10 protein-coding genes and 2 tRNA genes are annotated in these 13,014 nt (G+C 51.6%); 5 read left to right on the forward strand and 7 right to left on the reverse strand.

Translation table 11 applies throughout. The features are described 5' to 3' along the window. The first annotated feature begins 28 nt into the window (after positions 1-28). Positions 29-103 (forward strand) — tRNA-Asn (locus GOV89_RS04935). A gap of 130 nt (positions 104-233) precedes the next feature. Here the strand turns inward: GOV89_RS04935 and GOV89_RS04940 are convergent. Next, entirely contained in the window at positions 234-644 is a 411-nt protein-coding gene (locus tag GOV89_RS04940; protein ID WP_371810606.1) for a hypothetical protein, read from the reverse strand. Positions 645-905: 261 nt separating this feature from the next. Between GOV89_RS04940 and GOV89_RS04945 the strand changes: the two genes are divergently transcribed. The 4 genes from GOV89_RS04945 to GOV89_RS04960 all read left to right on the forward strand — a co-directional run bounded on the left by GOV89_RS04945 (position 906) and on the right by GOV89_RS04960 (position 3,789). Then, positions 906-980 (forward strand) — tRNA-Asn (locus GOV89_RS04945). A 550-nt stretch (positions 981-1,530) separates the two neighbouring features. After that, a complete protein-coding gene (locus GOV89_RS04950) occupies positions 1,531-2,400 on the forward strand; it encodes a hypothetical protein (RefSeq protein WP_171237653.1) in 870 nt (289 codons plus the stop codon). Next, a complete protein-coding gene (locus GOV89_RS04955; RefSeq protein WP_171237654.1) occupies positions 2,400-3,311 on the forward strand; it encodes a hypothetical protein in 912 nt (303 codons plus the stop codon). Before GOV89_RS04950 ends, GOV89_RS04955 begins: the two co-directional genes overlap by 1 nt. A 118-nt stretch (positions 3,312-3,429) precedes the next feature. Continuing rightward, positions 3,430-3,789: a hypothetical protein gene (locus tag GOV89_RS04960; RefSeq protein ID WP_171237655.1), complete on the forward strand. Its 360-nt coding sequence runs from the start codon at positions 3,430-3,432 to the stop codon at positions 3,787-3,789. A gap of 39 nt (positions 3,790-3,828) precedes the next feature. Here GOV89_RS04960 and GOV89_RS04965 read toward each other — a convergent pair whose 3' ends face one another. The 6 genes from GOV89_RS04965 to GOV89_RS04990 form a co-directional block, all read right to left on the reverse strand. Then, positions 3,829-4,842, reverse strand: a complete 1,014-nt coding sequence (locus GOV89_RS04965) for a hypothetical protein (protein WP_171237656.1) — start codon at positions 4,840-4,842, stop codon at positions 3,829-3,831. A 14-nt stretch (positions 4,843-4,856) separates the two neighbouring features. Further along, entirely contained in the window at positions 4,857-9,734 is a 4,878-nt protein-coding gene (locus tag GOV89_RS04970; protein ID WP_171237657.1) for a type ISP restriction/modification enzyme, read from the reverse strand. Between the two features lie 579 nt (positions 9,735-10,313). Then, positions 10,314-10,703, reverse strand: coding sequence for a hypothetical protein (locus tag GOV89_RS04975; protein ID WP_171237658.1), 390 nt, complete (start codon positions 10,701-10,703; stop codon positions 10,314-10,316). Between the two features lie 163 nt (positions 10,704-10,866). Continuing rightward, positions 10,867-11,265 (reverse strand): hypothetical protein, encoded by a 399-nt coding sequence (locus GOV89_RS22675; protein WP_217352139.1) that lies wholly within the window; start codon positions 11,263-11,265, stop codon positions 10,867-10,869. A gap of 95 nt (positions 11,266-11,360) precedes the next feature. Next, on the reverse strand, positions 11,361-11,768 hold the full coding sequence (locus tag GOV89_RS04985; protein ID WP_171237659.1) for a hypothetical protein: 408 nt from the start codon (positions 11,766-11,768) through the stop codon (positions 11,361-11,363). Next, entirely contained in the window at positions 11,765-12,970 is a 1,206-nt protein-coding gene (locus GOV89_RS04990) for a site-specific integrase (RefSeq protein ID WP_171237660.1), read from the reverse strand. Before GOV89_RS04990 ends, GOV89_RS04985 begins: the two co-directional genes overlap by 4 nt. Positions 12,971-13,014: the final 44 nt, after the last annotated feature.

A 13,014-nucleotide genomic window follows, 5' to 3' on the forward strand; every position in this document is an offset into this window, starting at 1 on the left:
GAATCCGGGTTGCTATATGCGCCTCAGTTCCGGCGTAGCTCAGCGGTAGAGCAGTTGACTGTTAATCAATTGGTCGTAGGTTCGATCCCTACCGCCGGAGCCAATAATCCTGACAATCCAAGAAGTTGACAAATAGATCGGTCGAGAGCCCGTACTTTCGTCCACTGCTATATCAGTTTCCGTTTTCCGGCGCTCTTTGGATTATCAAATCAATTTCCACTTCAGTCGTCGCTTCAGGGTACCGTTAGCAGGCGAATAACCCGAATAAGGCGATCCGCCGGGATTTGCATGGGCTCTACCCTAAATATAGCCATGCGGCCGACAAGTTCTGGTGCATCCAGAAATTCTTCCGCTGCTTGCATTCGCGGTCGATCTCCATAGTCGTCAAAAAGAAGGGTCACGGGCCGTGTAATATTGAATGCGGTGGCCAAAGCACAGTCGACTCGAAACCGGCCATCGACGAGCACAACATCCGGATGCTTGAACCCCTCGCTCTGCCAGATTGACAAAGGATATCTGGGATACCGTCCTGATTTGTCTTGATTTGCCGGAAACCCCCATTTCTTGGTGTCACCGATATCAACCCAGGATATATTAACTTCGGTCCCGGTGTTGGGTGGGTTTTCGCGAAACCAGCGCCTCATTTTTCGGGTCCAGCTTCGGTCACTTTCTACGCTGAACACAGTTTTGTTTTGCATTTCTGAGGCCAAAACAGTCGATCCGCCAGAGCCGTATTCTAGAATCACAGAGGCCGCTTCGTAGTTTTCGCGCAGCACATTTTGCGCGTCTTCCGGCATGGTTAGAACAAGTTTTTGGACCTCGCTTTGTTGCTGCTGAATTTTTCGAAAAAACTTGCGGCCTGCACTGGACGACCGGGAATTCGATTGCTATACGGCGCGAACCGTTCCGGCGTAGCTCAGCGGTAGAGCAGTTGACTGTTAATCAATTGGTCGTAGGTTCGATCCCTACCGCCGGAGCCAATATTTCCAATAGGTTATGCACATCTGGGCCATATTTGCTTTATGCTGTGGTTCGTGCATGGTTCGCGATAGTCAGAATTGAAGCGTTGCCGAAAGCCCACTCAGATTCGAGTGAGTCGCCCTTTCCTTTCATCAACAACGCGAACCACGGCGAACCACAGGGGTTTCGAGCGCACTCAGTCGTTGTTGGTTCCTGGGTCGGCGCCAAGTCCATGAGAGAGCGATAATACCGCTTTCAGCGAAGGCAGCTTTGGTTACTCCGTGCTAAGCAAAGACCTGAGAGGTCTTGCGAGCGCGGCTTTGATTGATGTGAATGCTTTAGGCCGGACCCGACCCCGGGAGGGGCTGGTCAGGGGGGTGCCCATTTGAGAAACTGTATGGGTGTCACTCTCATATCTCAGTACTAAAATTGAACGTAAGCTTACAGCATACGCCTCCAGCAACTTTTGGCCGAAACCAACAAGTAATTGGCATCCCGCAGAAAGGCTTCCTTAGAATCGCCTCTCATCTAATGGTCAATTGCCGCGCAAATGCATGGATGCCGCGAACTATGAAAGAGTTCTTTAAGATTTTCCAAACCATCTGGATGATAGTCGCAACGTTTCTTCTGGTGATGTCTCTTGTATTCAATTTGCTTGTTATGGCCGGAGGTGCTGCTTACAACCTCGCCTCCATCGCTTTCGAAACTGTTACTGGCAATCAATCCGTCGCGGCTCGTCATGCGAACGAAACCAAGACGCTCCAGAAGGACTTCGCGCATCAGAAGAAGCTCAATCGTGAACTTAAGTCTCGTGTAACTTCCCTCTCAGGTGACCTTGCCGCGCTACGTCTGACTACATTGGATGCTTCAACCCAAAAAATGGTTGTACACAAGGGCAAACGAACATCCGCCAAGGCTGCCGTCCTTTCCACAACAGCATTAATCTCCAAACGTGCGGCAGCGACTGCAAAACGTAGTGCTGGCTCCGTTGTCGGAGAGTCAATTCCTTACGCCGGAACTGCAATTATTGTCGGTGTCACGGCGCTCGAACTCTACGACCTTTGCGAAACCATCAAGGATATGAATGCCCTGAGCAGAGCATTTGACCCTTCGCTTGAGCCAAATGATGATCAGGCAACAGTGTGCTCGATGAAAGTGCCGACCCACGACGAAGTTTGGACAGCAGCCAGAGAGAAACCCGCACAGACATTAGCGGCTGCTAAAGAGGCCTTGCCGACGATGGATGAACTGCGATCCATCGAGTTACTGGACATTGATTGGGAGGCCCATTGGGACTGGGCGATATCCCAGGTTGACAGCCTCGGTAACGATGGTTTGGCCGGAATGGCTTATGTATGGGAAAGAACACAATCTAGTGTAGACAACAGCAAGAATGATCTTCTTGAATGGTGGCAACGTGACAATGTAGAGAGCGACTGATGCAACAGGACCGAGAACATCCGTTTGCAATCAAACCACGAAAGGTCTGGATAACGTCAGTGTGGGGTGCATTCGAAAACAATGCGGCAACATTGTTCAATCAACCAGGCTCTGCTCGAACTGCCTGCAAAGAAACCTCACCCGATGACGTGATTTTTTCTCTTTGTACTTTGGGAGAGCCGACAGTGGAGGAAGACCGCGGGCGGGTGCTCAATGCTATGCTGCCTGCTCAGCGCGAGACCAGCACGGCAGAGTTCTCGTTCATGTCGGACGAAGACAAGGAACGTTGGAAATCAGCTATGCTGTCCCATACGGCTTACTACATCGACAGCCGTCCAATCGCGAAAAACTTAGTACCAGGTTGGAATTGGGCCCAAGAAGTTAACACGATGGCGATGCAATCTCGCCTGGTAGATTTAACCGACACACCGATGGCCGATGCACTTCTCTCAGAGTTACATAAAAATGGTCGTCCAATATCTGTTGCAACGTCTCCCCAATCATCTCATTTCCAGCGCGAAACTGCCAAGAAAGTCGGGTTTACTGGTCCTCGACCGACCGACAATGTGAGCGTGCCAAAAAGGGAAATGTCACTGTCTTCGTTTACATATCTCGCGAGACTCGGAAATACAGATGTCTATCAACTTGGCAAATCAAACGACGTAGTTCATCGAGTAAATTCATTTAATCACCACAGAGTTCCCGGCGAGCCCGAGTGGGAGGTTTTGCACAAAGTGGAGTTCTTGGGGCCTAATGCCGAGATCGAAGCCTACAACCACGAGCAACGGCTTCTCCGAAGGTTCGACAACTACCGCACGGCGCAAAACAAGGAAATCCTCGTAGGGGTGCGTCAGGTCGGCGATCTGTTGGTCGCACTGCAATCGCCCTCAACGCCAACTAAAGTTGGCTAGGGCAGAACGCATGTCGAACAAGTGATTTCAACAAAATGGCTCGATATCTAATACTCAAGTCGGTCGGGATTTTGAGCGAACAGTGAGAGGCTGTTTTGCAAAGTAAGGGCTTAATTTAGTGCCGGGTGTCAAGGTTCATTGCGGTATCGGCAACAACTCCAAAGAAAAAGTATTTGATTTGGGAACACAGGATGGCAGTGTCCTTGTTGAGTGCAAAGCCCACCCCTGGGCGGAAACAAACCGTGTACCGTCAGCCAAGTTGACCACTTGGCGACAAGAGATGCTTTACTTCTTGACCGCTAAAAGAGGTGAACGAAAAATCTTGGCAGTCCAGCACAACATTAACGAAGCAACCGGCGAAAGCCTTGCAGATTATTTCCGACGGCTTAACAGCCATCTCATACCACTAGATGTCGAGATTATTGAATCGGGTCTTGAAACTTACTTATTCATTTCTGACCCATCTCAGAGGATCTGACACAGTTGCCCCAAAAACAGCTTTTTTCGTCAAACGTTTCTACTCCTCAAAATCCCGCGAAAGCATGGTCGATGCCGAGGACGCGAAACCGGTGCTTGTACCGTCAAATTTGTTGGCCGCTTCTTCGCCTTCGTCCCTAAAGCGCTGCAACTGTTCCGCGAGATCAGCGAGATAATTGGTGTTCAAAAATAATCGTACGGAAGTGCCGGTGACGTCACATTCGATGTCTTGCTTTCTTGTCGAAGTAAGTCTTACTCCAGAATTACCTGAACAAATAAAAAAGCTTCCACCATTTCGGCAAATTCTGTTCGTCATGTACAAACCATAGCCAGAATTCTGCCAATAGTCATTTCCCATACCCGCGAAAGGGTTACCCGATATTCCCGGCATCAGTGCCGCGTAGAGGGCTTCTCGATCATTGAGATCTTTGTATTCAACATTACCTGCCAAGCCCTCTTTCACACCGATACCAAAGTCAGCGATACCTACCTCGACGTGGCCTTTCGAAGGCCAGTATTGGCCACAGAGCAAGATCTCAGGTGACTCGCTGTGTTCTACAATGTTCCGTACGATTTCCCTGATGGAGAACGTCAGAGTTTGAAAAAGGGGGCCTTCTTCTTCACGAGACAAAAGTGTTGCCAGTCTCTTTGACTTCTCTTCGATGACGTCTCCGACCTCGCGAAAACTCTCGAAAGCGTAGTCCTGAATTTCGTGAACAAGCAATTGTTGGATTGGCACATATGTATCACTGCCGACCGCTTCTCCAGGCCGGTTTCCATGACCAAGCCCGAATGACTGAAAAAAACCCAAATGCGCGGCGTACTCGTGATTTTCGTGATTTCGCGCACGCATTCGGGCACCTTCATGGCTTTGTTTAAATCTTCTAAGCATGCTTGATAAAAGAAGCATCGAGAAAGGCGGGAACCATCGCGTTCGCCCAAAGTCAAAGGTGTAGCAGTCCGCATCTTCGAGAGCTTGTAGTTCGATTGAGAACTTCAAGATCTCCGAAGGGCGTAAGCTATCGGGTAAAGATACTTCCCGCTCAATGTTCATTTGGTTTCTCAATATCAGTCGATGTCCAGTGCAGGCAGCGACCTGACAATCTCCATCGTGCGCAAACTCACCGTTATAACCCTCTGGAAGAGTTCCAATGGGTATCTCGGGTTCTCCATTGTCTCATTGGCGTAGTCGTTGGCATCGTTGACGATGCCGCTTTTCTTGTCAGTTTTTACTGCCTGGCGCTCCATAACCCACTCAAGCGCTGGTTTGCCGTTTACGACGTAGTCGTAAGCTTCCAAGGGGATGTCAGCCATCGTGATGTTAGAGTTATAAATCACCTTGGTCTTGTCGAGATTTGGGCGCTTGCCCGCAAACTTCATTTTTTCAACGCGGAAGTATGATGCTTCATCATCAACATGAGGAAGACGTAAATCACCCTGTTCAATTTTGACCTCGTAGGGTTCTACGGTTTCGTAGTTGACGTGCAGGTCGCCTAACTCTCGTCCGGCTTTGCTAAATGCCCAGAAGTCTCCTACTTTCTTGACGCAGGGTATACGGGGTAGTTCCTTTGTGAGGTTATCAGCGAAGCGCGAACGGTAGTCTTCCGAGTGCAGCAACCCATACACGTAATAGAAAATGTCGTCTTTCGAAATACTTTCATTCGGATAAGCGGCTTGGAAGTGCCTGAGTCCGGCGTCCGTTAGACCATCCCTTTGCTCTAACGTGTTGCTTGCATCGGCAAAAAGGTCATCTGAACCATTTCTTGGCTCATACACTACAAGTGGGAAGCACTGCCCGTTGTCCATACATTGCAAGTCAGTAACCAAGTTACTCATTATAACACTGAACGTACCACTCCTAGGACCGACTCCGGTAACGGAGATGACGCGGTTGTCTGCACCTCGTTCAGGAAAAATCCTAAGGTTCTGGTAAAGCATTGCGTTGAGCTGTCGTGAGAAATACAAGTTTGACCGAACAAATGGCCGATATAAAGCGGGTACGATTTCCCCGTCACCAATGTCGTAACGCTTGCCTTTTGAAAGATCTGTAAGAGCGTTCCTATTCCAGCTCATCTTGCCCAGATCTATTTGGACAAAATCTTGCGGCTCTACCGTCCCACCCGATACTTCATAACGGGCTACTTCGTCGTTGTAGAATTCAATTAGAGATGAAACCTGTTCCTCTAGTTGAGCTCCACTGAAGTTGTAGCACCAAGCATCTCTTCCGCTAGCGACACCAAGGGAGTAATTTGCAAAAATTGCTGGGCTTGGGGGCTTTTTCTTGTCTCCCAGCGGCATGAAACGGCCGTATGTCTCATCGCCTTTTTCAATCCAATATCCCTTTTGACTTGGCTCGACTTGTTCAAAGCCGCCGGATGCCGATAACCCTTGTAAACTACCGTTCGAGCGCAGCGCCTCGAGCTTTTCTGAAGTACTCAGGTTCAGACCGATGTCGTGGTAGAAAATTTGTGAATCGGTCTCATCTCGCTTTCTTACGAAAATTGCGATGGATATTCCCGTAGTACTCCCTTGCGCAAAGACGTTGCCACCTTCACCCGCAGCGCCTTTTGATAGCATGTCCCGTCTAATATCGCCACGGAGGTTTATGACATAAAGCTTAGAAAAATCGTTTCTCAGGTGTTTTCGCATTCCATCTGCAAAGGGCTTACTAAGCCATCCAGCTCCAGTAACAAAGGCAAGAATACCTTCACTTCCAATTCTATCTGAAGCCCACCTGAAGGCTCGAATGTAGCTGTTATATAAGTCGTTCTTATTTGTTGCCGCACTCGACTTTGCGTATGTAGTTTCGATTCTCGAGTCCAAGTTAGCGTAGGGTACATTCGCCGCATTGTCGTTTGCAGACTTTTGTTTCGCAGAATATGGTGGGTTTCCGACAATCACCTTAATGTCCAAGTCCTTTTGCCGCTGACGACGCTCTGAATTGTCGGGCAGCAACTGGGCAATCATGTCGTCCTGGCCCTCGTACATCTGGAAGGTGTCAGTAAGACAGATGCCTTCGAAGGGAACATACTCACCACCCATAACGTCGTGGTATGCTGCTTCGATGTTGATGGCCGCAATGTAGTAAGCGAGTAGAACGATCTCATTGGCGTGAATTTCCTCTCGGAACTTTCTCTCCATCACTTCTTTGGGGATGAGACCGGACTGCAAAAGGCGGGTAATGAACGTGCCCGTGCCCGTGAAAGGATCAATGATGTGGACACCTTCAGAACCGAGGTTCTGACCAAACTCGGCTTCTAGAACTTCGTTCACCGAATTGAGAATAAAATCCACGATTTCGACCGGCGTATAGACGATACCCAGTTTCTCTTGAAGTTTGGGAAACGCGTCCTTGAAGAAGCTTTCGTATAACTCCACAATAATTTTTTGCTTACCCTCGTCGTTGTCGATGCCAGCAGCGCGCCGCCTGACACTGGCGTAGAAGCCTTCAAGGCTCTCGGCTTCCTTCTCCAGATGCTTAGGTTCAAGAACTTGCAAAACGGTCTGCATCGCCTGAGACACAGGGTTATTCTTTACGAAGTCGTAGCCTTCAAAAAGAGCTTCGAAAACAGGTTTAGTTATGAGATGCTGAGCCAACATCTCTATGGCCTCGTCCTCCGTTACTCCGTCGTTGAGGTCATCTCTGATCTCTTCGAGAAACTCATCAAATATCTGTCTCTCTGCGTCACCAGAGCCGATGATTGTTTTTATGCGGACAATATGTTTTCGAGCGATCTCGGCTATATCTGTCGCCCATTTCTCCCAGTATGTTCGCGTGCCGCACTTCTGAACAATCTTGGCTCGGATAGCTGCTGGCAGCTCATCGAAAATGAAGTTTAGTTGTTCCTCGTCGCGCTTTGGTGCGGTGTCGATTTCGAACTCGATTTCGTCATCGGCCGTCTCCTCGCCACCAACTTCCAGACCAGCGTCGTCTGCCTTGGGGTCCGGCAAGTTGTCAGTGACTGCAATGACCTCAATTTGCTCACTGACATCAACTCCCAGGTCCATCTTGTTGATGGTTGCTTCCAAACGTTCGTCATGGGAGCGCAACGCATTCAATATCTGCCAGACAACTCTGTATCGTTCGTTATCATCCAGTGCATCTTCCGGGTTAACACCTGCGGGTATGACGATTGGGAGGATGACGTAACCCAGCTTCTTCTCAGGCGCACGACGCATCACCCGTCCGACGCTTTGGACTACGTCAATTTGGCTCTTCCGAGGATGAAGGAAGAGAATTGCGTCCAACGCAGGTACATCGACACCTTCGCTTAGGCACCTGGCGTTAGAAAGTATGCGGCACGTGTCCTTTTCCGGTTCCTCAGATAACCAATGCAGCAGCGCGCCTCTGGTCTTTGCATTGAAGGTTCCGTCAACGTGACGAACTTCGCATCGAAGGTTCTCTGCTTCGTCCTTGTCCAAGTCTTCAAACAGGGGATCTTCGCCATTGAAATCAGAAACAAGCGGTCCGAATTCATTTGCAACCATTTTCGAGGAACGGATGTCTCGACAAAACGCCAGCGCGCGTTTCATAGGGGCTGGGTCGGAAGACCAGTCTTTCTCATCCCCCATTTTTCCGAGAGCCCTGTAGCAGCCAATAATACGTGAAGCGTCATCCAGCTTTAGCTCATTGTCAGCTATTTTCAGGCGGTTCTGAGCTGCACGGTCAACGACAGCCTCATCCATAGCCAACACAACCACTTTATAATCTGTCAGCAGTCCATTCTCGACCGCCCAGCCGAAGCCTCGCTGAAAGAATGTCGGACCATAGATGCGCTCGTCGTTCATGTCGCACAGCTCAACAGCTGCGTCATTGGCTTTAGCTTTTGCGGCGTCTCCGTAAACGCGAGGCGTCGCCGTCATGTACAAACGCTTTTTGCCTCTGACATTTGCATCATCATGTATCTTCACGAAATTGCTGTCGTCTGTGTAACCGAACTTCGCCCCCGTAGTCCGGTGTGCCTCATCGCAAATGATAAGGTCAAACTCGGGCAGTCCGGCTTCTTGTGCCCGTGTCAGAACATCAATTGATTGGTAGGTTGAAAAAACGACCGTCATTCTCTCGGGGTCGGAGTGTCCGGCGCGTGCAGCAATTTGGTCCGCGTTTGTTGTGGCTGGGAAAGCCAACTCGTGAACCTCGATCTCCGCTATGTCATCAGAGTTTTTGCGACGTTTTCCGACCTGAACATCGGAGCAAACAGCGAATGACCGAAGCGGTGTCTTACTGTCTGCGGTCCACTCCCGAACGGTCTGCGCGATCAATGCGAGAGACGGAACCAAGAAAAGTACCCGTTTGCCCTTGCCCGCTATGTGTTCGGCTATTTTCAGCGCTGTGAAGGTTTTCCCAGTACCGCAGGCCATGAGAAGTTTGCCACGGTCCGAGGTTTGAAATCCGTCTTCGACGGATTTCAGGGCTTCTTCCTGGTGAGGGCGAAGTTCCTTTTTGGGACGAAGATCAACATCGCCAGACTTAGATTGAAATGTGGACCAATCCACAGCGCTCTCACGCAAATCCTCAAGCGAAATCCGAAGAACTGGAATTGTCTGCTCTCGAACAAGCTCAACCGCGTTTTCGCTCCAGTCTGTCTCGGTTGTATCTACGAAAACCCTTAAATTGAAAGGGTCTTTGCCAGAAGCCGCGAGGAACCCAGCAACGTCGCTCGCCTGAATAACCTTCTGCTCAGAATAGAACTTGCATTGAATAGCCGCATATCCATCCCCGTCGCGCAGCTTCGCAACCAGGTCAATGCCAATGTCTTTGCCAGGCCAACCATTTTCCTGCGCCCAGGAATAATAATCCCAAACATCACTGTATAGTTCGCATTGAGCAGGATCAGTCAGTAGGTATGAACGAACCAAGCGCTCGAAATACGTGCCTTTTTCTCGCTCTGTGTTTGCCGCTTCCCTGTATGAGTTGAGAAGTTCGTCGAGAGAAAAATCCAGCATCGAAAATACCTTTTTTGTTCTTATGATTGCTTGCGCTTAACAAACTCCTACGTATTCAGGAGGTCAAGCGGTTCCTCTATTGTTAACGACATCGAATTGAACTGGGGCATGGGAACCGATGTCATCCGGTTCCGACCGTCGCTTTTGGTTGGTTCTCCTGGTATCGGCGAAACCAAGTTTTCAAGGGAGCTCTGCAAGGCACTTGGCCTTTACGCCCAGTCTGCCAACGTGGGCGGTATCTCGGAAAATCATCTGTTCGGCTTGTCTGCGGGATGGCACAGCGCTCATCCGGGCATTGTAACCCAGGCTGTCGCGTCAGAGCGCGTTCCAAAGCCTCGGCGCGATGTGGCCCACTCGAGGGTCTTGCGTGCCTCAATAGTCCAAGGGAGGTCGGGGCCGAGCTGGGCTTCTGTCCGGTCGTAGCCTGCCTGGGCATTCTGATAAACTTGCTCGTGACAGACTTTCCAGCGGTCGTAATACGCCATAGTGCGACAGAGGCTGGTCTTGCGGCATCGGGTTTCGTGCACTTTGCGTTCCATTTCGAACGGCTCGCCGCAATACTGGTAACACCAAGTGCCCTCAGCGGCGCGGCGGGCTACGCCCTAAAGACGACGAACGCTGCGCCAGCTTTCTAGATAGCACAATATCCTTTGCCTGTTTTGCTAGCGCCTCGTCGAGAATGTCGACATCCAGGGCGACTGTCTGAGCGCCCATCTGCATCCCGATGTTGGCCTGCCAGGTGTCCCAGGCTGCAATGTCTTCTTGGGTTGCCTGGTGGTTCTGCCAGCCGCCCATACCGACCCAGGTGTTCTGCCTGGTCAGTTTCGCGGGCGCTTTGCCCATTCCCTCGGGTTGAAGCGAGCTGCCAGGTTGGATGCAACCGCCAACCCGCGACACGGGTATTAAGTTGGTATAGCCAGCGTCCCACAGGGACTTAAAAGAAACGGGTTTGGGGTTTTGGATATTCATTTGCACAACCTCTTGTGTCGTGCACCCGATCCGCCTACCATATCTCCTGTGTGAGGCGGTCTGGTTTTGGCGAACCAAGTGCGTTTTAGTTGGGGGTTAGGGCTTTACTCTGACCCCCGCTCGTTTCTGCGACCGGCTTCAGCACCAGCCGCGTGCGGTTGTGTCAGCTGGCCTCCACCGTCAACTCGTCGGTGTAGGCCCGTACATCGTTCATCTGATATCTAACCCAGCCGTTTGCCCCGCTAGTGAGGTAGCGCGGCCCTTTACCCTCAGAAGCCCATTTTGAGAGCGTGCCAACAGTCGTGCCCCAGAGCCGGGCCAGCTCCGACCGAGTAATCAACGCCTCACCGGGCAGGACAACCAGCTCGTCCAGTGTGCGTCCACCATTTGCCCCAGAGCGACCGCTGACAACCATCTCAGCTTGCACTTTCGCATAGGCTGCGAGCTCGTCGTTGCTGACCTTCAGTGGTGGTCGCATAACAAGAGGCGCGACATTCGCAGCCCCTTTTGCGCCGTTCTGCTTGTTTCGGATGCGCTCGGCTTTTTCCTTCTTATTCATCATTTTCGTCTCCGATTAGTTAGCCTGGAGACCAGCAAAACAGAAAAATGCGTGCGCGGGAGGGTGCGTAAATCGGTAATTTTTTACAAAGCGTTAGCTCATCCGAAAATGAAATGCTCGGGTGTCAGCCCTGCCGACAGGTCGTGATTTGTTACAGCAGTCTGCTTCTCTCGCTCAGAGCGTCGCGCCATCCGCACTTTCAGCGTATGGGCGGAGATAGCCGAGCCACCATTCTGAGCTGCGCGTGCGACTTGGGCTGGGGTGAACAGGTCGGGCCTTGCCGCGACAACCGCACCAGCATCCAAACCAGCAGCGATGCGGCTTGCCTTGATGCTTTGCCCTGCAGCCACTCGATCCCGATAGAAATGCTCGGCCATTGATGCGAGCATCTCCGCTTTACCTTGGGCGTAGCCGGTGCGCAGATAAGGCAGGCCGCTCGGCCCGGTTGGTTCTTCTATCACCAGGTCTGGAAGCTTAGACGGCTGGATAGGGGCAGCGACCTTCACTGCATATCTCCCAACAAGTCGGCTACTTCTGCGCTCTCCTGACTCGCCCCTTCGAGGTGAACATAAGCTTTGGCGCTCTGGATGCTCTGGTGTCCGAGCAATGCGGCAATCTGGTGGGCACTCAGCCCCGCCCTACCGGCCTTGGTGCCCACGGTGCGCCGAATGTCGTGCGGTGTGGCGCCATCGATGCAAGCAGTAGCGCACAACTTGCGCCACGCCTTCTCCGGTGCGGATATGTGTTTTGCAGGGTTGCGGTTCGACGGGAATACCCAGGTCGCGCCTGGGTCTTGTATGCGACGACGAGCGAGCACATCCAGGGCGCTCTTGCTTAGCGTGATAGTCGTGTCGCGCTTGTTCTTGCTCTGGGCTGAAGGGATAGTCCAGCGACCTGCATCTAGGTCCAGGTCAGTCCATCGCATTGCCATTGTCGCGCCCTTGCGCTGCCCGGTTGCCAGGAGAAGGCGAAACAAGTCGCACCAGACTGAATTGACAACGCCCTCGTCCAGTGCATCGACGAATGCTCGTAGTTCACTCGGGTTGAGTGTGCGCTTGCGGGTCTCGGTTGCTTTCAACGGAATAGCAGAGACGGGATTACCAACGACCTGCCCGCGCTTCATTGCGCGACGCCAGGTCATTGAGAGAATGGCACGCACTCGGTCGGATGTGGTGGTTTTGCCAGCTTGGAGCAAAGGTTCCATCACCAGTGTTTCAATCTCGACAACTCCAACAGACTTTAGCCGCAGCGACCCCAGCCCGGTCGGCTCGACATAGTTGTTCCAGAAATACTGATACGCATCGACCGAGCGAATGCCCTGCTTGTCAGCCAGCATCGCATCAAAAGCAGCGCGGACGGTGAGGTTGTCAGCGTCATTTATTTTGCGGGCGGTGTTGAGGTCGTCGTGTTTGCTTTCGAGCAGCTCCCGAGCTTTGGCCCTTGCTACTGCGATTGAAATGCTGCCTACAGGGCCGAGCGATACCTTGACGCTCTGTCGCTTCTCAGGGTTCCAGCGTTTGACAACATACGCCTTCGAGCCTTTGGAAGTCAGCCGAACACCCAGCCCGGGCACATCGAAGTCCCAAACAATGCGCTCACCTTTGGTCGGTGGTTTCATTGCCCGGAGCTTTGGTTCGGTCAGCCGCTCGCGCCGGGTGCTTGAGCGGGGCTTGCTGCGTTTAGGCAGCTCGACAACTTCTGCGATCATTTTCGTCCTCGGATCTTAGACTTCGGTTCGACTGTGGTTCGCAA

The sequence above is a fragment of the Ruegeria sp. HKCCA5763 genome (genome assembly GCF_013034545.1).
Lineage (GTDB): Bacteria > Pseudomonadota > Alphaproteobacteria > Rhodobacterales > Rhodobacteraceae > Ruegeria.